This is a genomic window from Streptomyces sp. NPDC002324, from assembly GCF_053593335.1.
The window spans coordinates 86,051-107,343 of sequence record NZ_JBSFCF010000015.1 but is presented as its reverse complement, the minus strand read 5'-3'; the positions used below and the strand labels follow the sequence as shown (position 1 = coordinate 107,343).

Annotated in this window: 25 protein-coding genes and 1 pseudogene; 14 read left to right on the top strand and 12 right to left on the bottom strand. The window is 72.0% G+C overall.

What is annotated here, in order from left to right:
* Positions 1-26: 26 nt before the first annotated feature.
* Positions 27-530, bottom strand: coding sequence for an NUDIX domain-containing protein (locus ACWCRJ_RS21065; protein ID WP_450940694.1), 504 nt, complete (start codon positions 528-530; stop codon positions 27-29).
* A gap of 259 nt (positions 531-789) precedes the next feature.
* Here ACWCRJ_RS21065 and ACWCRJ_RS21060 point away from each other — a divergent pair, with 259 nt between their 5' ends.
* A complete protein-coding gene (locus ACWCRJ_RS21060) occupies positions 790-1,179 on the top strand; it encodes a hypothetical protein (protein ID WP_450940693.1) in 390 nt (129 codons plus the stop codon).
* Positions 1,180-1,243: 64 nt separating this feature from the next.
* Here the strand turns inward: ACWCRJ_RS21060 and ACWCRJ_RS21055 are convergent, their stop codons facing one another.
* Positions 1,244-2,026 carry a sulfite exporter TauE/SafE family protein gene (locus tag ACWCRJ_RS21055; RefSeq protein WP_450940692.1) on the bottom strand — a complete coding sequence of 261 codons (783 nt, stop codon included), beginning with the start codon at positions 2,024-2,026 and terminating at the stop codon, positions 1,244-1,246.
* Between the two features lie 107 nt (positions 2,027-2,133).
* A complete protein-coding gene (locus tag ACWCRJ_RS21050; protein WP_450940691.1) occupies positions 2,134-2,712 on the bottom strand; it encodes a TetR/AcrR family transcriptional regulator in 579 nt (192 codons plus the stop codon).
* Between the two features lie 159 nt (positions 2,713-2,871).
* Here ACWCRJ_RS21050 and ACWCRJ_RS21045 point away from each other — a divergent pair, with 159 nt between their 5' ends.
* Both ACWCRJ_RS21045 and ACWCRJ_RS21040 read left to right on the top strand, forming a co-directional pair.
* A complete protein-coding gene (locus ACWCRJ_RS21045) occupies positions 2,872-4,002 on the top strand; it encodes an FAD-dependent oxidoreductase (RefSeq protein WP_450940690.1) in 1,131 nt (376 codons plus the stop codon).
* Positions 4,003-4,681: 679 nt separating this feature from the next.
* Positions 4,682-4,966, top strand: coding sequence for a DUF4190 domain-containing protein (locus ACWCRJ_RS21040; RefSeq protein WP_450940689.1), 285 nt, complete (start codon positions 4,682-4,684; stop codon positions 4,964-4,966).
* A gap of 221 nt (positions 4,967-5,187) precedes the next feature.
* On the opposite strand, the gene ACWCRJ_RS21035 is transcribed toward ACWCRJ_RS21040, so the two are convergent.
* Complete coding sequence (locus ACWCRJ_RS21035) at positions 5,188-6,084, bottom strand: aminoglycoside phosphotransferase family protein (protein WP_450940688.1); 897 nt, start codon at positions 6,082-6,084, stop codon at positions 5,188-5,190.
* 166 nt (positions 6,085-6,250) lie between these two features.
* Here ACWCRJ_RS21035 and ACWCRJ_RS21030 point away from each other — a divergent pair, with 166 nt between their 5' ends.
* Both ACWCRJ_RS21030 and ACWCRJ_RS21025 read left to right on the top strand, forming a co-directional pair.
* Entirely contained in the window at positions 6,251-6,709 is a 459-nt protein-coding gene (locus ACWCRJ_RS21030; protein WP_450940687.1) for a pyridoxamine 5'-phosphate oxidase family protein, read from the top strand.
* A 72-nt stretch (positions 6,710-6,781) separates the two neighbouring features.
* Positions 6,782-7,204, top strand: coding sequence for a hypothetical protein (locus ACWCRJ_RS21025; RefSeq protein ID WP_450940686.1), 423 nt, complete (start codon positions 6,782-6,784; stop codon positions 7,202-7,204).
* Between the two features lie 50 nt (positions 7,205-7,254).
* Here ACWCRJ_RS21025 and ACWCRJ_RS21020 read toward each other — a convergent pair whose 3' ends face one another.
* The 3 genes from ACWCRJ_RS21020 to ACWCRJ_RS21010 all read right to left on the bottom strand — a co-directional run bounded on the left by ACWCRJ_RS21020 (position 7,255) and on the right by ACWCRJ_RS21010 (position 10,391).
* Positions 7,255-7,515 (bottom strand): hypothetical protein, encoded by a 261-nt coding sequence (locus ACWCRJ_RS21020; protein WP_450940685.1) that lies wholly within the window; start codon positions 7,513-7,515, stop codon positions 7,255-7,257.
* Between the two features lie 118 nt (positions 7,516-7,633).
* On the bottom strand, positions 7,634-8,101 hold the full coding sequence (locus ACWCRJ_RS21015) for an ATP-binding protein (protein ID WP_450940684.1): 468 nt from the start codon (positions 8,099-8,101) through the stop codon (positions 7,634-7,636).
* A 163-nt stretch (positions 8,102-8,264) separates the two neighbouring features.
* Positions 8,265-10,391, bottom strand: coding sequence for a SpoIIE family protein phosphatase (locus ACWCRJ_RS21010; protein WP_450940683.1), 2,127 nt, complete (start codon positions 10,389-10,391; stop codon positions 8,265-8,267).
* Between the two features lie 280 nt (positions 10,392-10,671).
* On the opposite strand from ACWCRJ_RS21010, the gene ACWCRJ_RS21005 reads away from it, so the two are divergent.
* The 3 genes from ACWCRJ_RS21005 (at position 10,672) to ACWCRJ_RS20995 (ending at position 13,236) form a co-directional block, all read left to right on the top strand.
* The gene (locus ACWCRJ_RS21005) at positions 10,672-11,724 is read left to right on the top strand and encodes a hypothetical protein (protein WP_450940682.1); all 1,053 of its coding nucleotides are present in this window, start codon (positions 10,672-10,674) and stop codon (positions 11,722-11,724) included.
* A 2-nt stretch (positions 11,725-11,726) separates the two neighbouring features.
* The gene (locus tag ACWCRJ_RS21000; protein ID WP_450940681.1) at positions 11,727-12,836 is read left to right on the top strand and encodes a hypothetical protein; all 1,110 of its coding nucleotides are present in this window, start codon (positions 11,727-11,729) and stop codon (positions 12,834-12,836) included.
* 88 nt (positions 12,837-12,924) lie between these two features.
* Positions 12,925-13,236, top strand: coding sequence for an NIPSNAP family protein (locus ACWCRJ_RS20995; protein WP_381202974.1), 312 nt, complete (start codon positions 12,925-12,927; stop codon positions 13,234-13,236).
* Here ACWCRJ_RS20995 and ACWCRJ_RS20990 read toward each other — a convergent pair.
* Positions 13,187-13,669: a LysR substrate-binding domain-containing protein gene (locus tag ACWCRJ_RS20990; RefSeq protein ID WP_450940680.1), complete on the bottom strand. Its 483-nt coding sequence runs from the start codon at positions 13,667-13,669 to the stop codon at positions 13,187-13,189. The genes ACWCRJ_RS20995 and ACWCRJ_RS20990 overlap by 50 nt on opposite strands.
* Between ACWCRJ_RS20990 and ACWCRJ_RS20985 the strand changes: the two are divergent.
* Together ACWCRJ_RS20985 and ACWCRJ_RS20980 are read left to right on the top strand one after the other, a co-directional pair.
* Positions 13,623-14,018: pseudogene (locus ACWCRJ_RS20985) on the top strand (NAD-dependent epimerase); the annotation flags it as partial. The gene ACWCRJ_RS20990 and the pseudogene ACWCRJ_RS20985 overlap by 47 nt on opposite strands.
* Before the next feature lie 84 nt (positions 14,019-14,102).
* Positions 14,103-14,963 carry an oxygenase MpaB family protein gene (locus ACWCRJ_RS20980; RefSeq protein ID WP_450940679.1) on the top strand — a complete coding sequence of 287 codons (861 nt, stop codon included), beginning with the start codon at positions 14,103-14,105 and terminating at the stop codon, positions 14,961-14,963.
* Between the two features lie 19 nt (positions 14,964-14,982).
* On the opposite strand, the gene ACWCRJ_RS20975 is transcribed toward ACWCRJ_RS20980, so the two are convergent.
* Positions 14,983-15,351 (bottom strand): STAS domain-containing protein, encoded by a 369-nt coding sequence (locus tag ACWCRJ_RS20975; protein WP_450940678.1) that lies wholly within the window; start codon positions 15,349-15,351, stop codon positions 14,983-14,985.
* Positions 15,352-15,523: 172 nt separating this feature from the next.
* Between ACWCRJ_RS20975 and ACWCRJ_RS20970 the strand changes: the two genes are divergently transcribed.
* Positions 15,524-16,003, top strand: coding sequence for an ATP-binding protein (locus ACWCRJ_RS20970; protein ID WP_450940677.1), 480 nt, complete (start codon positions 15,524-15,526; stop codon positions 16,001-16,003).
* A gap of 139 nt (positions 16,004-16,142) precedes the next feature.
* On the top strand, positions 16,143-17,321 hold the full coding sequence (locus ACWCRJ_RS20965) for a PP2C family protein-serine/threonine phosphatase (protein ID WP_450940772.1): 1,179 nt from the start codon (positions 16,143-16,145) through the stop codon (positions 17,319-17,321).
* 50 nt (positions 17,322-17,371) lie between these two features.
* Here the strand turns inward: ACWCRJ_RS20965 and ACWCRJ_RS20960 are convergent, their stop codons facing one another.
* The 3 genes from ACWCRJ_RS20960 to ACWCRJ_RS20950 all read right to left on the bottom strand — a co-directional run bounded on the left by ACWCRJ_RS20960 (position 17,372) and on the right by ACWCRJ_RS20950 (position 19,977).
* On the bottom strand, positions 17,372-17,557 hold the full coding sequence (locus tag ACWCRJ_RS20960; RefSeq protein ID WP_381202981.1) for a hypothetical protein: 186 nt from the start codon (positions 17,555-17,557) through the stop codon (positions 17,372-17,374).
* Positions 17,558-18,190: 633 nt separating this feature from the next.
* A complete protein-coding gene (locus tag ACWCRJ_RS20955; protein WP_450940676.1) occupies positions 18,191-19,309 on the bottom strand; it encodes a sensor histidine kinase in 1,119 nt (372 codons plus the stop codon).
* The gene (locus tag ACWCRJ_RS20950) at positions 19,306-19,977 is read right to left on the bottom strand and encodes a response regulator (RefSeq protein ID WP_450940675.1); all 672 of its coding nucleotides are present in this window, start codon (positions 19,975-19,977) and stop codon (positions 19,306-19,308) included. The genes ACWCRJ_RS20955 and ACWCRJ_RS20950 overlap by 4 nt, the downstream gene beginning before the upstream one ends.
* A 172-nt stretch (positions 19,978-20,149) precedes the next feature.
* On the opposite strand from ACWCRJ_RS20950, the gene ACWCRJ_RS20945 reads away from it, so the two are divergent.
* Together ACWCRJ_RS20945 and ACWCRJ_RS20940 are read left to right on the top strand one after the other, a co-directional pair.
* Complete coding sequence (locus ACWCRJ_RS20945) at positions 20,150-20,683, top strand: AAA family ATPase (protein WP_450940771.1); 534 nt, start codon at positions 20,150-20,152, stop codon at positions 20,681-20,683.
* 187 nt (positions 20,684-20,870) lie between these two features.
* Entirely contained in the window at positions 20,871-21,287 is a 417-nt protein-coding gene (locus tag ACWCRJ_RS20940) for an SgcJ/EcaC family oxidoreductase (protein ID WP_450940674.1), read from the top strand.
* The last annotated feature ends 6 nt before the right edge of the window (positions 21,288-21,293 follow it).

The window sequence follows — 21,293 nt, the reverse complement described above, 5'->3', positions numbered from 1 at the left end:
CCGCCCAGGCCGCGAGGCAGGAAAGGTCAGGACTGCATGGCCCGGAACGCGAGATACCGGCTGAAGGCTTCGTGACTGTCGGGGGTGAAGCGCCACTCCAGCAGGGCCGCCCGCAGCTCCGGCTCGGTCAGCCAGCCATGCCAGGCGACCTCATCAGGATCGGCGGCCACCGTGTCCGGTACCACGGCTTCGTGCACGCCGAGCCAGTGAGGACTCAAACCGCTTCGGTTGATGAACGTGAACAGCAAGCGCGGCAGTACACGAATTCCCATCTCTTCGGTCAGCTCCCGCGCAGCGGCCTGTTCGTAGGACTCACCGACATCCACGGCGCCACCGACCACGACCTCGTAGAGCCCGGGGAAGCGCAACAGCTGCTCCGACCGCTGGTGAACGAGAACCCGACCACGCTCATCACGACACACTGTCACGGCGACCCGGTGCAGCCAACCCTCCCGGATGGCCTGACGGCGGCTGACCACCACCCCCAGCACACGATCTTGATCGTCGACACGCTCCACCAGTTCGTCCACGACGCACACCCTGGCAGAGCCCACCGACAACGCCGCTTCCCGGCGACCCGCGGAACCGGACCAAGGGCACCTGCGTAAGGAAGCCGGGCGAGAATGACGACAGTTGTCCTGCGAATAGGACACCTCAGGCTCATCCACACCGCCTCACGCACTCTGCGCCCGTCATCTTCGGTGCCGGCGCCGAAGATCGGAGTGCTGGGCGGGATGATCGGCCCCAACACACACCACTGAACTTGACTTGGTGCAGAGAAGGATCAAGGTGCGTGCCCAGATCACCTCCGAAGCCGTGATCGGCGCGGTCACCGGCTCTCCGACGAACCCGCTCACCCTCGTGCTGGGCCGCTACGACGACGACGGTGATCTGCGCATGGTCGCCCTCACCACGCCGCTGGACACCGCGACCCGGCAGGACCTGGGCCGGCGGCTGACCCGAGCGGGCTCGGAACACCCCTGGCACGGACAGCGCTTCGGCGCGGGATGGGGAACCCGTAGCCGGTTGGACCACCGGCCCGTGCTGCCGGACCTGGTCGCCGAGTTCGTCGCGGACGCGGCTCTCGATGCGGGCCGCTACCGCCACCCGGTCCGCTTCGTGCGGGTTCGCGGTGACATGGCCCCGGACGAGGTGGCGTCGTTCGGGGAGAACTCCTGACTCCGGTGTGCCCGGGGCGGATGCCGCGCGGCGTTCCAGGACGCGGTGTCGGGGGCCGGCCCGGTCAGCGCAGGATCTGCGCGGCGTACAGGGCGCCGACGCCCGTGGCGAGGGCGCCGAGCAGGAACCGGAGCGCGGTCTCGGGCAGCAGCGGCTGGAGGCGGGCGCCGACGTAGCCGCCGACCAGGCCGCCGGCGCCGCAGGACAGGCCCAGCAGCCAGTCGGGGGCGACGTCCCCGGTGGTGGTCAGGGAGAGCAGCCCGTAGGTGATCGCACCGATGACGGACGTCACGAACGTGGAGGCCAGAGCGGCGGGCGCGACCGTGGCCACCGGTGTTCCGCGGCCGACGAGGGCGGGGCCGAGCAGGGAGCCGCCGCCGATCCCGTAGATGCCGCCCGCGACACCCACGGCCAGGGCCAGCGAGGTCGTCGCGCGGGGCGACGGCGGACGGGCGGCCCGGTTCGACGCCGGCCGGAGGGTCCGCAGGCACAGCCACAGCCCGAGCGGCAGCAGCAGTGCGGAGATGAGCAGGCGGAAGACCCGGGGGCCCGGCACCGCGAACACGCGGATCACCGCGCCGATGATCACGCCGGGCACGGAGCCCGCGACGAGCAGCCGGGTCAGCGGGCCGCCCAGCCGCCCGGCCCGCCAGTAGCGCAGGAGGGCGCCCGGCCCGGCCACGACGTTGTACAGCAGGTTCGTCGGGGTCACCGCCGGGCTCGGCACTCCCAGAACGCTGACCTGCACCGGCAGCAGGAAGACCGCGCCGGAGACACCCACGGGCGAGGTGGCCACCGAGATCAGGAGCCCGGCGACGAACCCGAGCAACCCCGTCGACCACGTCACCCGAACTCCCTGGGCAGATCACCGTGCACCTGAATCCGATCCAACCTCCACCGGAGGCGACGGACAACCGCCGTCCACCGTGCGAAACGGTGGTGACGCCACGTCAGTTAAGGAGCGAGGACGGCTTGGATGGCCGGCGCGAGGCCGGCTTCGATCTCGTCCGGCGTCAGGGCGGTCACCGCGGGCAGCCGCAACAGGTAACGGGTGAGTCCGAGGCCGAGCAGCTGGGCGGAGACGAGTCCGGCGCGGTGAGCGGCGAGCTCCGGGCCCAGGGCGGCGGCCAGCGCCGGGGCGACCTGGGCCGCGAAGATCTCGTGCATGCGCGCCGCGGCCTGTTCGTTGGTGACGGCGGAGCGGAGCAGGACCAGCAGCGCGTCGTCGGCGGGGTCGCCCTCCCAGCGGGCGAGGAAGTGCCGCACCAGCGCCTGTGCCGTCTCGTCGGCCGGAACGCTCGTCAGATCCGGCAGCCGCAGGTCGATGGCGAGGGTCGCGTCGAAGAGCTGGGCCTTGCTGCCGAAGTAGCGCATGACCATCGAGGGGTCGATGCCCGCGTCGGAGGCGACCGCCCGGATCGTGGTGCGTTCGTAGCCCTGGGCGGCGAATCGCTCCCGTGCGGCGCGCAGGATCGCGGCCTTCGTGCGGTCGGAACGCCTGTCCGTGCCGGTGGTCTCGGTGCCTCGCGTCATGCCAACGACTGTAGGCCAACACGTGTTGACTTTCCAGTCGGAGCCTGAGCATCATGTCAACAGGCGTTGGCCAACAGATGTTGGCCAACGTGTGTTGGCACGTGCCGGCCTGCACGTGTTGGCCCGCGCTCCCCCGAATCGAGAACGGAAGCCCCCGTCATGGACACCACCGCCCTGCCCGCCCGCACCGAGGTCGCCGTCGTCGGCGGCGGCCCCACGGGACTCGCGCTCGCCGTCACCCTCGCCTCCGCCGGCATCGACTTCGTCGTCCTGGACCGCCTGACCGAGGGCGCGAACACCTCACGAGCCGCCGTCGTGCACGCCCGCACCCTGGAAGTCCTGGACGAGCTGGGCGCCTCGAAGGAGCTGATCGGACGGGGCGTCCAGGTCACCCGATTCGCCGTCCGCGACGGCGCCCGCCGACTGCTCACCGTCCCGTTCGACGGGCTCGCCACGCCCCACCCGTACACGCTCATGGTTCCCCAGTACGAGACCGAGAGCGTGCTGCTGAACCGGCTGCGCGCGCTCGGCGGCGATGTGCACCGCCCTTACGAGGTCGCCTCCGTCGTCCAGGACGACGACGGCGTGACGCTCACCATGACCACGGGCGAGAAGCTGCGCGCCGCGTACGCCGTCGGCGCCGACGGCATGCACAGCACCGTGCGCGAGGCGGCGGGCATCGGGTTCACCGGCAGGGCCTACGCCGAGTCCTTCGTGCTCGCCGACGTGCTGATGGACTGGGCACCCGGCCCCGCCGAGGTCTCCCTGACCTTCGGCACCGCGGGCCTCGCCGTCGTCGCCCCCCTCCCCGGCGGTCACTACCGGGTCGTCGCGACCGTGGACGAGGCGCCCGCCACCCCCGATCTCGCCTTCGTCCAGCAGATGCTCGACGAGCGCGCCCCCGGCCAGGCCACGGTCACCGGCCTGGCCTGGTCGTCACGGTTCCGGGTGCACCACCGGGTCGCCGACCGCTACCGGGCCGGCCGCCTGCTGCTGGCCGGCGACGCCGCCCATGTGCACAGCCCCGCCGGCGGCCAGGGCATGAACACCGGCATCCAGGACGGCCACGCCCTCGGCCGGGCCTTCGCCACCGGACAGCTCGACGGCTACGAGGCGCGGCGCCGCCCCGTAGCCCAGCGGGTGGTCGCCTTCACCGACCGGATGACCCGCGCGGCCACCGCCCGCAACCCCCTGATCCGCGGGGCACGCAACCTGGCACTGCCGCTGCTCGGCCGCACCGGCCTGCCCAAGAGGCTCGCCACCGAACTCGCCGAGCTCAACTACCGCTGACCGGACGGCATACAGGGACCGAGGCGATGGAGACGGCGGTCTTGCAGGGCTCCAGCAGCACGCCTCGTCGGATGCCTGGGGACGAGCGCCACGACGTGGTGCTCGGGGACGACCGGCGGCGTGCCCTGCGGTGAGGGCCGCGTCCCAGGGCGTCATCCCGGTCTTCATGCCGGACAGCCGGCCCTGGCGGCCACCGGAACCGGCGGTCGTCTGCACGCCGGTGAGTTGGGCAGTTCCCGCCGCCGCCGCGGACGGCTGAAGCGGGCGCGACAGCCGTGGTAGTACAGGTTGCCGGGCCGCAAGGCCTCCGCCGGTCGTCCGGGCACGCCCTCCCAAGTCCTGTCCGGGCATGCTCGATCGGGCATGTGGCACCAGGCGCGTCGCTGAACCGGGCGGCTGACTGAAACCGGCGTGTCCTACGACGAGCTGTCGGGCGTGGTCCAACACCTTTGTCTGGCGGGGCGGATGAGACGCGGTGGGAGGAGGCTCCGGCCGGCGTACGGATGTCCGGGATGCCTTCGCCGTGAGGCGACTCCACGGCAAACGGCCGACGGCCGACGGGAGTTCCGTGGAATAGCGCCGGGACTCCGGGGCACTCGGACGACCGGAAAGCGCAGGGCGCTGAGCGCTCCGACAAGCGGAGCGCCCTCAGCACATACGCCTACAACAGGGGAATGTGATGACGAGTTACGGTAGCTCTTCCGCCACTTCCGGGTCGCGCACCAACAGTCTGGCCATCGCCAGCCTGGTCAGCGGAATCATCGGTATCTTCCTCTTCAACGTGATCCTCGGCCCCGTGGCCATCGTGCTGGGTGCCGTCGGAATGCGACAGGCAGCGGCGAAGGGGGGCGGCGGCATGGCCAAGGCCGGCGTCATCCTCGGGGTGGTCGACCTGGTCATCTTCGCGGTCCTGCTCGCCGTGGCCGCGTCCAACGGCGGTGTCACCTGGTACGTCGGAGGCTGATCACCGCAGCGTGCGGTACGTGAACGGCTCGGCTTCACACCGAGCCGTTCACGCGTTCCCCGGCCGGGTGCGAACGCCTGTCGCACGGCATGCCGGGGCGCTCCGGCCCGCTGTCCAGAGCCGCTGTCAGTGGTGCCTGACAAACGCGGCTCATCCCGGGCCAGGAGGCAGACGATGACCGGTACAGACGCCCTCCAGCACTTTCGCGATTCCGTCCAGCCTCACTGGCTCGACTCCAGGATCCGGTCGAGTGTCCGGTGCCCCAGTCTGCTCATCGTCGGATTGCTCTCGACGTAGTACCAGACGAGACCCATCGCCTGTTCGAACGCCCATGCCTTGCCGCGCTCCCACTCCAGATCGTCGCAGTCCAGTGTCCGCCGGAGCACGTCCCGCGGACCTGGCAGCAAGAGGTGCCAGGCACTGACCAGATCCAGCGCGGGGTCGGCGGGGCCGAAGCCGCCGGTGTCGATCACGCCGCTGAGCCGGCCTCCCGCGACCAGTACGTTGCCGGGGATCAGGTCACGATGGCTCATCACGTCGGCACCCGTGCGTGGCAGCTCCCGAAGACGGCTCCACATCTGGCGCAGCCGGGGCACGTCGAGCAGCCCCTCACTCTCCTCGAAGCACTGCTCCATCCATCCGTCATGGTGAACGAGGACGCCGCCCCGTCCCTCGCCGCTGAAGGTCCGCCCCCGTGTCTCGGCCTGCCGGAGGGCTCCGATGAAGGCCGCGAGGTCCTCGGCGAAAGCGTCCGACCCACTCGCGTCGGCATCCGAGGCGACCGTTCCCGGCAGCCATGTCTGGACCGACCACGGCATGGAGTAACCCGCTCCGGGCTGTCCCAGGGCGACGGGTTCGGGAACGGGGAACCGGGACACCCGCGCGAGCTCCGCGCTCGCCCGAGCCTCCTCCGCCAAGGACGCCAGGGCCTCGGCGGCATCGGCCGGGCGCAGTGGGAAACGCGCCGAGAGGTCGTCCCCGATGCGGAAGATGGCGTTGACCGTCCCGGTCGACGGCAGGAGCCGGATCGCCTTGCCGCTCCACTGCGGGAACTGTTCCCGGATCAGCGTCGCGACCGTCTCGGCGGTCACGTCCACCTGGTCATCGTGCATGGCCATCTCTCGCACGCTCCTCCGCCGGTCCACCTCGACGCAGGGCGCGGACGAGATCATCTGAGACGACAGCCAGTATTCAGACGCCAGGGCCCGGATCAACCGAATTTGCCGAACAGACCTCGTGGGCTGCCGACGGAATTCCCGCCCAGGTAAGGGAGTTGATCACCACATGACCCAGAAACCAGGCCCTCGCCCACTGAGCGACGAAGCCCTCTCCGGCCTCCTCGGCGCCCAGCAGTTCGGCACGCTCGCCACCGTCAAGCGCGACGGCCACCCCCACCTGACCACCATGCTGTACAGCTGGGACCCCGCGGCCCGCGTCGTGCGGTTCTCGACGACGGCCGACCGGGTCAAGGTCGGGCATCTGCGGCGCGACCCGCGTGCGGCGCTGCATGTACAGGGCGGCGACGTGTGGTCGTTCGCGGTCGCCGAGGGCGAGGCAGAAGTGTCCGGGGCCACCACCGTCCCTGGCGACGTGGTGGGGCGGGAACTGCTCGCCATGCTCCCGAAGTCCGCGAAGCCCGAGGACGAGGACGCTTTCCTGGAGCAGTTGGTCGCCGAGCGCCGAGTGGTCGTCCGGCTGAGGGTGACCCGGCTCTACGGCACCGCGCTGGACATCGACGGATAGGGGACCGGTACTGTGCGGGTGCCGCGAGGGCGCGGCGCGAACGGAACTCGTGCCCGCGACGTCTGAGGGAACATGAAGGTATCGCGTCGATCAGCCGTCCTGCTCATGAGCGCCGGGGTGTTGCTCACCGCCTGCTCGACCTCGTCCGCCGATCCGGGGAGCGAGGGGTACACCGGCCCCACCCTGCCTGCCCGCACCATCACGGAGGGTACATGGCAGGAAGGCCCGGCCGAGCCCAGGAAGCACAGGCCGTACCCGTATGACATCAACACGCACTGCGGGATCAAGTGGGTGCACTTCGGCGGCCGTTGGTGGGTCCTCGACACGGTGTTCCCCGGTGTCGAGCAGGTGAAGGGGGAGCCGCCCTCGCCGGGGCGCGACAGGGTCGCCGGTTACATGACCCTGATCGGCGCGGACACCGCCAACTTCGACGCCGTCGGAATGCCCACTCTGCAGTTCGTACCCACCGAGGACGAACCGCCCGGCTGCGCCTAGGGTCGGCGTGTTTCGCGTGGCCGCGGCCATGAACAGGATCGTCCCCGGAGTCAGCGTTCGCAGCTGTCCTTGAGGTCGCCCAGCTCGCCGGTGCAGGTGTCGGTGCCGACGTCTCCGTAGGAGCGGTCGGCGCCGGAGCCGCCGACGATGTCGTCGACGCCGGCACCGCCGAACGCGGTGTCGTGCCCGCCCTGACCGTCCAGGAAGGTCCTCGCGGTGACGGCGTCACCGCCGTCACCGCACCCAGTGCCACGGTGGTCACACGGTTGGTCATGTCCTGAGTCATGCTGGGCGCGGAGTGGCGCCGGCACATGGGGAGAGCACCCCCGATTACCGGACATCGTGTCAGGGGCGGGGACGGAGTCCGGGGCGGCGGGCCGCCGACCCGCGATGTCGGCCGACGGAGTCGGTCACGGACTCTCTACCGGATCAAGTCCGGGCCGGGTCGCCGCCGATATCCTCCGTGAGGACGACCGCGGCGGTCGTGCTCTTGCCGACGGGTTCCCGGCGCACCTCGTAGCTCTCGCACGCGGCCATGACGATCTCCAGCCCGTGCTGCCCGACCCGGCCCGGTTCCGCGGCCGAGGCCACCGGCAGCGTCGGGTCACTGTCCCAGACCGTGACCTGCACCGAGCCGCCGGACACCTCCAGGTCCAGCAGACAGGGACCGGGCGCGTACTTGCAGGCGTTGGTCAGCAGCTCGCTGACGACCAGCTGTACGGTGCCCATGGCTCTGGCGGAGACCGGAAGATCGAGGACGGACTGCAGGCGGGCCAGGAAGGCCCGGGCCATGGCGCGGCCCTGAGCGATGTCGCCGGGCTTGCCGTCGTACATCGCCGAGCTCTTGATCAACCCGTCGTGCAGCAGAGGGCTGTCGTCGTGGGCAGCCTCGTCCATGCGATCCGCCCGCTTCCTGAGCCTTGATCGGTACACGGGCCCGTCTACCCCCAAAATCCCCGGAGCACCAGACTCGGCCGTACGTCCGCGCTCTCCACCCGTCTGCCGCAGGCCGGGGCGGGGCCCGCTCGGCCGGACGGGAGGCGGAGCACGCAGCCGCCGCCTACCGGCTGCGCAGGAGGAGCAGGGCGATGTCGTCGGTACGGGCGTGATGCGGGCCCGCGTGGTGGAGGAGGCTGTCGGCGAGGTCGTCGAGGGGCAGGTCGCCGACGCCGGTGAGATGACGGGCGAGAGCCGTGATGGAGTCGGTGATGTCGGTGTCGGGGGTTTCCACCAGGCCGTCGGTGTAGAGGGCGAGGACCGCTCCGGCGGGCAGCGGGAGAGTGGTGACCGGATAGTCGGCCGCCCGGCCCACCGCGATACCGAGCAGGGGGCCGGGCTCCACCGAGAGCGCGACGGTCCGCGGCGCCGGCGCGGGCTCGCGCAGCAGCGGGGGCGGATGCCCCGCACTGGCCAGGTGCAGGCGCCGCTCGGCGAGGTCGATGTGGACGTAGAGGCAGGAGACGAAGAGGTCGGTCTCCAGGTCCGTCAGGACGCGGTTGGTGCGGGCCAGGACCTCCCCGGGAAGCGCGCCGGCGGTGGCGTGGACGGCGGTGCGGACCTGGCCCATGAGGGCCGCGGCGTGCATGCTGTGGCCCTGCACGTCGCCGATGACGGCGGCGGCGGTCGTCTCGCTCAGGCGGATCAGGTCGTAGAAGTCGCCGCCGATCCCCATGCCGTGGGCGGCCGGCAGATAGCGGGCGGCGACGGCGAGAGTGGGGAAGTCCGGCAGGGCCGCCGGGAGCAGGGCCTGCTGCAGACCATGGGCGAGGTCGTGTTTGGCGTCGTACAGCAGCGCGCGGTCCATGGCCTGGGCGATGAGTCCCGCCAGGGACACGAGGACGGCACGGTCGCTCGCGCCGAAGGTGTGCGGGTCGTCGTAGGACAGGACGCAGCAGCCGACGCGGCGGTCGGAGACCAGCAGGGGCAGGAACGCCCAGGCCTGCTTGCCGCTGAGGTCTGCCGCCCTGGGGTAGGCGCGGGTCATTTCCGCGCGGTCGGCGTAGAAGGCGGGGACGCCGCTGCGCAGGACATGCCCGGCGGGGGTGAGATCGGTGTCCAGAGGCAGACCGTCCAGGCGGGCGACGTTGCGCGGGTCGTAGCCTCGGTGCCCGGTGATCCTCAGGCGGCCGGCGTCGGCGGCGGACAGGACCATGCCCTGGGCGCCGAACGCGGGCAGGATCTGGTCGGCCACCACGTTGACGACGTCGGCCACGGTGACGGTCTGGCTCAGGGCCGCCGCCAGGTGGATCAGCTGGTGGATCCGTCCGGTGCCGGTTCTCGCGGGTGGGCCGGTCAGGTTCGGGGTGACGCGGGGCGCTGCCGTGTCCGCCGACTGCCGGTCGACGTGAGGGGAGACGAGGGCGCTGATGCCGCTGTCGTCGGGGTAGAGCCGGATGTCGAGCCAGTGGTCGGGCGGGTGCAGCGCGGTGTAGGCGACGGCCTCGCGGGTGAAGACGGCGGTGCGGTAGTGGTCCTCGTGGACGGGGTCGTCGAGCCAGGGCACGGACTGCCACGGCAGGGTTCCCAGGAGGCGGTCGGCACGGCGCCCGAGCAGCTGCGCGGCGGCGTCGTTGAGGTAGGTGATGCGGCCCTGGAGGTCGAAACCGAGGGCGCCGACGGGCATCCGCTGCAGCAGGTCGGCGGCGGCGAGCCCGCTCTGGGCCGGGTCCGGGCCGGACCGGTGCAGCGGCACGGCACGCGGCTGATCGGGAATGTCCCGGAGGGCCGGTTCCTGGTCCAGCACCTGGGTGAGGCGGCTCGCGCTGGACAGGATGTTCCCGCGTTCACGCCGGGTCAGCGAGGGCGGGTGGCTTTTGGGCCACACCAGAACCAGGGCTCCCCACCGGCGGACGCCGTGCAGGGGAGCGAAGGCCAGCGCGAACTGGTAGGGCAGCCCGGCCGCCGCGTTGGGGTACAGGCGGGCCATGTCCTCCTGTCGGCCCACCCACACGAGGCTGTCCTCGCGCACCGCCTCGGACAGCGGGCCCGCGGCCGACACCGCCACCCGTCGCCACGGCGCCACCGCCATCACCGGCACCCCGCACACCGCTGCCAGGCGCAACACCGACTCGGCGGGCGGCAGCAGGTACACGCCCCCCGCCAGAGCCCCCGTCCGCCGCACCGTGCCACTGAGCACCTCGTCCAAGGGCGTCTCGTCATCGAGTGCGACAGAACTCGCATCACTCACATATTCGACAGTAGCCGCCGGAGGCCCGAACGGGGTCCGCGGGTGCGCACGCGGCCGTGCGCGGTGTGCGGGCTCCTACCCCCGGACAAGATGACGTCGCCCTGACACCGTCGCACCACCACGCCGCACCACCACGTCGCACCACCACGCCGCACCACCACGCCGCCGCACCACGGCGTCGCGTGACTCCGTCGAGCGATTCGTGTTCGGCCGGATGACGTCTGTTCACCGGTGGGTGAACGCCAATAGCGTGTGCGGCCTTCGCGTCCTGGGGGGTCTCATGAACGGTCTCCGTGCGGTCGTCGTCTGCCTGGTGATCGCGTGTGCCGCGCTGGTGTCACCGGCCTCGGCCGCGACGCCCACGACCTGGTCGGCGCTGCCGGTACCGGCGGCGGCCCCACCCGTGACCGTGACCGATCTCGCCGCCCGCGGGCCGGGCGAGGCGTGGGCGACCGGCCACGAGACCGCCGCCGACGGGCTGAGACCGGTGCTGTACCGGTGGAACGGCACCACGTGGAGCCGGGACACGACCTTCCCCGGCGCCGGTGAGCCGGGCGGACTCGGCAAGGTGCAGTTCGTCGGCCAGGAGGTGTGGATCTTCCGGCAGAGCGCGGGGGAGGCCGAGATCCTGCGCCGGTCCGCGGGCGGGTGGACCGTTCTCCCGGTGCCGCGGACCCTGTGGACCTACCAGGACTTCACCGCCGTACCGGGGGCGGCGTGGGTGGTCGGCGAGGACGACACCGGACTGAAGATCCTGCGCTACGACGGCTCCGCCTGGACCGCGCAGTCCGCCCCCGACGGCGTGCTGTACCTGATGGGGATCACCGCGCGTACCGCCACCGACGCCTGGGCCTGGGCGGACACCAGCACCGGGGCCGCCGTTCTGCGCTGGGACGGTACGGCGTGGCGGGACGCGGACGTGCCGCTGCCACCGGACAGCAACGTGCACACCGTCCTGCCCGAACCGTCCGGCCGCGTCACGATCGGCGGCAGCCAGTACACCGACGGCGTGGCCCGCACCTACCTGATGACCTGGAACCGCCACACCTGGCGCACCACCCACCCACCGCTGGGCGACACCTCCGCCGAGGCCCTGGTGCGCGGCCCGGACGGCGCACTGTGGCTGCCGGTGCGCAGCGACCGCGCCTTCCAGTCGAAGTACGCACGGGTGGACGGCTCACGCACCAGCTTCTCCTACGGCCCGGAGCGCCAGAACGCGATCGACGTCAAGCCGCGAGCCCTGGCGAAGGCCGGGGCCTCGCTGCTGTCCTTCGGGACCGTCGAGATCTACGGCTCGAAACCGAATCTGATGAGCGAGCGGCTGGGAGGCTGACCATGGCACGCCGACTTCTGGTCGCGGCCCTCGCCGCCGCCCTGACCCTCATCACCCTCATGACCTCGGCGGCCGCGGACGCCCGGTCCTGGCAGCACGTTCCCGTCCCGCCCCAGGTACGCCCACAGGCCGGGCTGAACGAGGCCGTGGCCCTCGGACCGGACCGGGCGTGGGCCGTGGGCACCGACGCCGTCGGACGCGAGGCGCCCGGATTCCCGCTGATGCTGCGCTGGGACGGAACCGCGTGGCAGCGCCGTGCGCTGCCCGGGATCGGCTGGCAGGGAGAACTGCTGTCCGTCGCCGCGACCTCGCCGACCGAGGTCTGGACGGTCGGCCGCGACGCGGCGGGCGCCACCCACCTGCTCCGGCTCGACGGCGGAACCTGGTCCGAGAGCCGGGCACCGCGCGGTGTCGTACTGACGAAGGTCGTGGCCGGTGGCGGTGAGATCTGGCTGATCGGTTCGCGCGACGGCGTACAGGCACTGCTGCGCTGGGACGGACGTGCCTGGCGGGACGTGCCGGTGCCGCCGGGGGCCGTGTACGGCCTGCACATCCTGGCGGCCGACGACGTCTGGGCCGCGGGCGCCACCGGCTCGGGTGCGGCTGTGTCGCACTGGGACGGGCAGGCGTGGCAGCAGACGATCGTGGACGGCTTCCCGCGCTCGGCCGTGGGCAGCGTGCTCGCCGTCTCGCCGACCGAGGTGTGGGCCGGCGGTACGGCCGGATTCGTCGGCGGCCCGGTGGGGCGGCCGATTCCGCCCCTGCTGGTCCGCTTCGACGGACAGGCGTGGAGCCACGTGACCGTGCCCACCGACTTCGGCTCGGTCACGTCCCTGACGCCCACCACCTCCGGTGCGCTGGGCTGGGTCTCGGTGGCCCGCTCGCAGAAGTGGGGTGCGCCGGGCAGCATTCCGCCGTTCGTCCCCGGGCCGGACTTCCTCGCCTGGAACGGGCAGTCGTTCACCGAGTACAGCGAACCGGCGGTGGCGGGGGAGGGCGACTCCTCGCGGCTGACGCTGACGCCGGTGCCGGGCACCGGGACGGTGTGGTCGGTCGGCCGCGCCGACGGCCCGGAGGGCACCTTCGCCCCACGCATCCTGCGCTTCGACTGAGAGGACGCGCTTCGACCGAGAGGGCGGGCTTCGCCGGACAGGATGCCGCCCTGCCCCGGCCCTGATCGTCCCGCTGCATCATGAAGGCATGATCACTGTGCATCTGAAGTACGAGATCGACGCCGACAAGCTGGCGGACTTCGAGGAGTACGGCCGCCGCTGGGTCGGGCTCGTCAACCGTTTCGGCGGGACGCACCACGGCTACTTCCTGCCGAGCGAGGGCGACAGCGACATCGCCTACGCTCTTTTCTCCTTCCCCAGCCTGGCCGCGTACGAGCGGTACCGCACCGACAGCATGTCCGACCCCGAGTGCCAGGACGCCTTCGAGCTGGCGCGCCGGACACGCTGCATCAAGCGGTACGAACGCCGCTTCCTCCGGCCGCTCGACGCGGTGGCCTAGTCCGAGTCCGAGTCCGAGTCGGCGTCGGCGTCGGCGTCGGGGCGCGTGGTGCGACCCTCCCGCGCGGCCGCGCGCAGCGCGGCGACGACGGCGGTGGCCGGGGGTCGGGGGTGTCGGTGTGCCGCGTCGCGGCGAACAGCAGGCGGCGGATCGGGTGTTCCTCGATGGGCGCGGTGCGGATGCCGAGCGCGGTCGGGTCGATGGCGGTCCGGGGGACGAGCGCGGTGGCGAGTCCGACCAGGGCGAGGGTGAATTGGGCCGCGATGTCGGCGGTGACGTACGGCGTCGAAGGCGTGAATCCGGCCTGGTGGCAGGCGCCGCCGACGCGGACGCGCTGCCCCTCTTCGCCGCGGGCGCGGGGCGCGGCCGGTCCCCGCCCTACGGGTCTCGCTCTGGCCTCGCCCCGGCGCACCGTCGACGCGATCCTGCGCATCGCCCAGGCGGAGCGAGGGGTGGGCAGGGGGCGACTCGTCGGCGCGCTGCCGGTCAACCTTCCGGCGCTCACCGTCTCGGTCGCCGAGATGCTGGCCACACTGCGGCAGGTGGCCGGCGACGCCGTCGCCGACCTGGTGACGGTCAGGCCCGACCCCGCCGTCGAGGCCATCGTCGGCTCATGGCCCGCCGCCTTCGACCACACGCGCGCCGCCGCGCTCGGGCTGGCTCCCGACCCGGACTTCGCATCGGTGCTGCGGGCCTACCTCGCGGACCACGCCGACGCCGTCCTGACCGACCCGGGACGCACCCCCGTACAGCCGGACCAGGGCGTACCGCCCGACCAGTAGGACTCCCGGCAGGCGTTCCCGTCAGGCCTGTCCGGGCGCACGGCGGGTGCGGGACGCACAATGGCAGGAGAGGGGAGGCCGACCGTGTTGACCGCAGTCCGTGAACAACTGGGCCAAGCCCTGTTCCGTCGCGTCGCCGGGCCCGACGGTCCCGCGACGCGCGCCCGCATCCACGACACCCCCGGCCCGCGCTGGTTCGGTCCGGACCGACCGATCCGCACGGTGCACGGTGACGCCTCGATGTTCATCGGTGGGCTGAGCGCACTGCTGTTGCAGTCCCTGCATCCGCTCGCCATGGCGGCCGTGGCCGGTCACTCCGGCTACCGGGGCGATCCCTGGGGCAGACTCCAGCGCACCAGCACCTTCCTCGCCGTGACCACCTACGGCAACGCGGCGGACGCCGAGCGGGCGGTCGACCACGTCCGTGGCATTCACGACCGGATCCGCGGGACGACCGCCGAAGGGGTGCCGTACCACGCGGCCGATCCGCATCTGCTGGGCTGGGTGCACGCCGCCGAGACGGACAGCTTCCTGCGCGCCCACGCCCGCTTCGGCGCCCGCCCGCTGGAGGCCGCCGACTACGACGCCTACGTGGCCGACACCGCGCGCGTCGCCGCGGCACTGGGGGTGAGCGACCCGCCGTGCGACCGCCGAGAGCTGTCCGAGCGCCTGGCGGCCTACCGGCACGAGCTGAAGGCCACCCCCGAGGCGCGGGCCGCCGCCCGCTTCCTGCTGTTCCAGCCTCCCCTGCCCCTGGCCGTGCGGCCCTTCTACGGCGGGCTGGCCGCGAACGCCGTCGCGCTCCTGCCGCCCTGGGCCCGCCGCATGCTCTGGCTGCCCCGGGTACCGGTCGTCGAGGATCTCGCCGTACGCCCCACCGGGCAGGCCCTGACCCGGACCATCCGCTGGGCCATGACCCCATCCGGCCGGTCCGGGACGACATGAACCGACGAGTGCGGCGGCGTCAGGGGTTCAAGGCCTGCTCGGTGGTGGGGTGACACGGGATGAAGGTGTCGATGCCGACCAGTTGCAGCACCCGCACAACGGACTCCTGGGCGGCGGCGATACGCAGCCAGCCCCGCTCGCCGCTGACCCGCCGATGGGCGGCGACGAGGACGTTGATGCCACTGGAGTCCATGAAGGTCACACCGCCGAGGTCCACCACGATCCGAGGCGGCGGCACCGTGTCGGCATCGAAGAGCAGGGCGTCGTCGAAGACATCCTTGACATCATGGTCGATCTCACCGCGCAGGGTTACGACCCGGACGTCGTCGACCACGTGGTGTTCGATGGAGAGCCGGCCTGGCCGGTCCGCTTTCTCGATGGCGGTCACCGTCTTCTCGACTCGCTTAGGCTGGCCCCGGGTCAGGGCATGCACCGATGATTCTGCCCCACCGTCCGGGCCGGACACACCCGGGCAGCCGTGACGAGCGGCGCCCGAGTGGCATAAGTGTCGGTATGGCGGGTACTGGCGTGCGTGTGTACGGGGAATGAGGGCGAGGCTCGTGGGGTCCCATGCCGATGACGACGGCTCTACCGAGCCGGGTGAGAACTTGCTGCGCGCCGGGTTCGCCCTGGGCGGGGACGACGCGTGCATCGCCGACGCCCGGCATCATGCCATCGCCTTCCTCGACCACGCCCACACCGACCGCCACGTGCTCGTGAGCCCTCGCGCGAGGGAACTCACGCAGCTGGTCGTCAGTGAGTTGGTCACCAACGCACGCAAGTACGCTCCCGGACCTGTCCTGATGGAACTGCGCATCGACGCCGACAGCGTCGAGATCGTCGTGTGGGACAGCGATCCCACCGTCCCCGCGGCCCGCGCCTCCGACCCGGACCGGGTCGGCCAGCACGGACTGGAGATCGTCAAGGCCGTCACCGAGGACCTGGTGATCGAGCAGGCGCCCGTCGGCAAGCGCATCACGGCCCGTATCGCCCTGTCCGACCCGCCCGTCAACGGCAGCGCCGCCCGCGGCTCGACGTAACGGTTCGCCCGGCCCCCGGGCTTTCGCCGTGTGCGCTGTGAGCGTCGGCTGTGATGCATGGCGCGTCAGCGGGAAGGAGTGTCCGTAACCCGGGGAGGCTTTCGTGGCGCAGGATCGGATCGGGCCGGCGCAGGACCGCATGGGACTGGCCGAGGTGCTGGCGGCGGCGGAGAACGCCGCGCCGGTGCGCTCACTCGATGTCGTCGCGCGCGATCTGCGCGACCGGTTCGGCGCGCGCTACGTGTCGTTCCTGTTCGTCGACGTCGTCGGCCGACGCCTGCTGCGGGTCAACGACACGGCGGGCACGCGGGAGGGGCAGCGGACCACACAGGTGCCGCTCGCCGACAGCGGTGACTACGACGAGGTCCTGCGCACCCAGAAGGTGGTGCGGACGCGGGAGGACGAGGAGGGGCAGCGGGTGCTGGCACCGGTCAGCAACCGCGGCGACATCATCGGTGTCCTGGAACTCTTCCTCACCCGGGTCACCCCGGACGTGTTGCTGGAGGTCGAAGAAGCCGCGCACGCGTTGGCGTACATCATCGTCACCGACCGCCGCTTCACCGACCTCTACCACTGGGGCAACCGCACCACCTCGGTCAGCCTGGCCGCGGAGATCCAGCGCCAGCTCCTGCCGTCCGCGCCGTCCTGCGACGCCGCCGAGTTCGCGCTCGCCGGCGCCCTGGTTCCGGCCTCCGACATCGCCGGTGACACCTACGACTACTCCATGGACCAGGACACCCTGCACCTGTCCATCACGGACGCCATGGGGCACGACGTCGACGCCTCGCTGATGGCCACCCTCCTGGTCAACGCCTCCCGGGGGGCCCGCCGCGCCGGGGCCACCCTCGCCGAACAGGCCCGCCAGACCCACCAGGCCCTGCTCGATCACGGCCGTCGGACCTTCGCCACCGGCCAGCTCCTGCGCATCGCCCTGGACGGGACCGGCGCCCAGCTCGTCAACGCGGGCCATCCCTGGCCGCTGCGTCTGCGCGACGGCGCGGTCGACGAACTGCGCCTGACCATCAACCTGCCCTTCGGCGTCGCCGCGCACACGGGTCCGTACCGGGTGCAGGAGATCGATCTGCGTCCCGGTGACCGCCTCGTGCTCTACACCGACGGTGTGCAGGAACGCCAGGCGGCATCGGTCGACCTGCCCGGCCTGCTCCGCAAGACCGCCACGGAACACCCGCGCGAGGTAGTGCGCACACTGGTCACCGCCGTCACGAACGCCTGCGGCGGCCATGTCGGCGACGACGCCACCGTCCTGTGCCTGGACTGGTACGGCCCCGAGGCCGACGACCCGCGGACGAACGCGTGACCCGCGCCGCCGGCCTGCCGGGCCCTCGGCGGCATCGTGTTCCGTGAGACCTACGGGACCCTGAACTCGATCTGGGTGATGGCCGGTCCGTCACCGGTGACCTGGCCTTCACCGATGGTCTCCGTCCAGGAGCCGTCCTGCTGGAGCTTCGCCAGCACGGCGGGGGAGAGGCTGACCGTGATCTGAATGCCGCCCCCGGAGGACGGGGCACGGTCGATGCGGATGTCTTTGCTCATGCCGACGAAGCTACCCCCGACAGGGGGGCCGCCACGGGCCGTTGACGTTTTACCCGAGGTCGTGAGGTTACGAGCCGATCGGTCCCTGTCCGCGCTGTCGCGCTGCGGCACGGGTGGACCGGCCGGGCCTGGCGGTGGCGAACCGATCCGGGCGAGCGGGACCCGGCGGGGCCCCGGAGCTGGTTCGGTGTCGGCGCCCGGGGCCGTCAGCCGCGTTCGCGCCCAGGCCCGGGCCCGGCGCGCCACCATCGCCTGGTCACACACCAGTTGGGCGTTGTGCCGACGCAGCGATCAGCGGCGCGAGGCACCGGGCGCGGCACCGGCCGGCGAGATCCGGCACGACCGCCGGCGCCAGGAACGTGCCCGTCGCCGGCATGGCCGTCACCGGCAATGACAGCCGGATGTTCTCGATGGACGCCGGGTGGGGTGGGCCGACGACACGAGCAGCACCGTGCCCGGAGCCGAGCGCCCGGCCGGAGACAGGACCGCCACCGCCGGGATCACCGCGCCGGCCCGCGCGCTCGACCCGCTCTCCAGCCCGTCGAGGAGACCCGCGAGCCCGCGGAGCCCCACGGCCGGCGCGGCCTCCCCGATGATCCGGCGCATGCCCTCCGGTCCCGCTGACCGGGCCTCTCAGTCCGTGCTGAGAGGGACCCTGAGCCGCACCCGGTAGCCGCCCTCCGGGGCCGGACCGGACTCCAGGGTTCCGTGCAGGATGTCGGCGCGTTCCCGCAGGCCGACCAGGCCGTGCTGGGAGCTGGGGAGGGCCAGGGAGGGGCGGGTGGGCGGGGTGTTGGTGACGGTCACTCCGACGTGGTCGCCGTCGTGCCACACCTCCACGGCGGCGGTGGCCCCGGGGGCGTGTTTCCGGACGTTGGTCAGCGCCTCCTGGACGGTGCGGTACAGGGCCCGTTGGGCGGGGGTGCTCACGCCGGGCGGGAGCGCTCCCGTCAACTCCGCCTGGATGCCGCTCGATTCGACCAGGGTGCGCAGGTCGGCGAGAGTGGGCTGGGGGGTCAGCTCGGTGGCGCGGCCCCCGGACGCGCGCAGCAGGGTGACCATGGTGCGCAGTTCGTCGAGCGTGGTGACGCTCAGCGAACGGATCGTGCGGGCGGCCTCCCTGGAGTCCGTGTCCTTGGTGGAGACCTGGAGGGCACCGGCCTGTACGGCGATGAGGCTGACCTGGTGGGAGACCACGTCGTGCATCTCGCGGGCGAGCTGGGCCCGTTCGCGGGCGAGCGCGGCCTGGGCGTGCAGGACCCGCTCGTGCCCCCTGGCCTCCTCGACCTCGGCCAGCCGCCGTGCCAGATCCCGGTGCGCCTGGACGAGTTGACCGACGAGGACCGGGACGACGGCGGTGGCGAGGTTGTACACGAAGTCGATCAGTGTCATGGCCCGGCCGACCTCGGCGAGCCCGGCCCAGGGCCACGGGGTGGTGCCCGCGACGGCGACCAGGGCGACGCTTCCGGCGAGGAGCGGGCGGTTGCGGGAGCGTTCGGCCAGGGCGTACAGGGCCAGGAGAGGCGCGAGGGCGATCTCCTGGGTGAGTGCGATCGGCAGGGTGAGCAGAAGGACGGCGAACGGGAACCTGCGCCGGAGCACCAGCGCCCCGCACCCGAGCATGGCCAGTCCGAGATCGGTCCGCGTACTGTCCCACTGGATCAGCTGTACATCGACGGCGGCCACCGCCACCAGGACGACGTCGACGACCGGCGCCGGCACCCGCTCCCACAGCGTGCGTGCCCGGCTCATCGTCCGGTCTCCGGCCGCCGGCCCTCGTCCAGGAGTCCGGCGCGCTGGGCCAGCAGCGCTGCCTGCACCCGGCTCGTCACCCGCAGCTTCGTGAGGATCGCGCTGACATGGTCCTTGACCGTGCCGGCACCGAGGTGGATGCGCGCCCCGATGTCGGCGTTGGACAACCCCTCCGCCACCAGTCGGAGCACATCGCGTTCGCGGACGGTGAGCAGCCGGACGCGGGCGGCCTCCTCGTCGACGGCCGTCCCGCTGCCGGGATGGCTGTGCAGCAGCGTCCGGGACGCCTTGGGGGACAGCACCACGCCGCCCGCGGCCAGGGTGCGTACCAGCTGGGCCAGTTGGTCGGGTTCGGTGTCCTTGAGGAGGAAACCGGCCGCGCCCGAGTGCAGCGCGGTGAGGATGTACTCGTCGGCGTCGAAGGTCGTCAGCATCGCCACGACCGGAGCGTCCGGCCTCGTCCGCAGCTCACGCAGCACGGTGAGCCCGTCGACGTCCGGCATCCGGATGTCCAGCAGCACCACGTCGGGCCGCTCCCGCCGCACCGTCGCCACGGCCTCGCCGCCGCTCGCGGTCGCGACGACCTCGATGTCCTCGGACGCGCCCAGGATCAGCCCGAACCCCGACCGGACCAGAGCCTCGTCGTCCACCACCACAACCCGGATCACGCGCGCTCACTCTCACCGTCGTCCTTGCCGCCCCACCGTGCCGTCACGACCCTAGAGCCCCGAACAGCTCCGGTCGCGCACGGAGCCGCAGGTCCAGCCACCCGGCGGGGTATGACCCACCGATCGGCAGGGGCGATCTGCAGGGGCAGCGATCGCTAGAGTGCCGACTGTGATGGTGGGCACCGAACGAACCCGGCTGATCGTGCTGCGTGGCAACAGCGCCTCGGGAAAGTCGTCCGTCGCGGACGGGCTGCGCGAGAGGTTCGGCCGGGGTCTGGCCCTGGTCGGTCAGGACAACCTCCGCCGGACCGTGCTCCGCGAGCACGACCGGCCGGGAGCGGCGAACATCGGCCTGATCGACCTGACGGCCCGCTACGCGCTCGACGCCGAGTACCACGTCGTGGTCGAGGGCATCCTGTACGCCGACCGCTACGGCGAGATGCTCGCCCGGCTTCGCGCCGACCACCGCGGCCCGACCCATGCCTACTACCTGGACGTGCCGTTCGCCGAAACCGTCGCCCGCCACGCCACCAAGCCGATCGCCGACGAGATCGACGAGACGAGCCTGCGCGACTGGTACCGGCCTCGTGATCTGCTGCCCGACGGCAGCGAGACCGTCATCGGCGCCGGCAGCGCCCTGCACGAGACCGTCGACCGCGTCATGAGTGACACCGGCCTGGCGTGCCTGCCGCCACGGGACCGCTGACTCGCGGGATGGACCACAGGTCCGAGTGGCAGGAGCTAGCGGACGCCGGACGACGGACGCCGTCCGGTCGGCATGGCGAGGTGAGGCCGGTGACCACGCGTCCCGGCTCGTGTGAGGCCGGGCGGCCCGGGTGAAGCCGTTCTGCGGCCTTGACCTCAAGTCCGCTCGAGGTCGCAGAGTGATCCGCATGAACACCGAAACCGCGGAACTCGCGGAACTCGCGGACATCAAGGCCATCGAAGAGATCGTGGCCACCGTCGAACGTACCCAGCGCGCGAAGGACGCCGAGGGCTTCCTCGCGCTCTTTCACCCCGAGGCCCTGTGGACAACCGGCCACGGCAAGGTCCTGATCGGCTTCGAGGCCATCGCCGAGTTCACCCGTGCCGTGCTGTCGACCGCCGACTGGGACGGCGAGGTCACCTACGAGGCGACGCACATCCAGTTCCTGCGCCCGGACGTGGCGGCCGTCAAGGTCCGGCAGGTCTACCGCTCGGCGAAGGGGGACACGGAGGGCGCTCCGCTCTACGTCATGACCAGGCAGGCTGACGGAACCTGGCTGCTGCACGCCTGCCAGAACACCGAAGTCCGTTTCGATCAGCCCTAGTCGGGC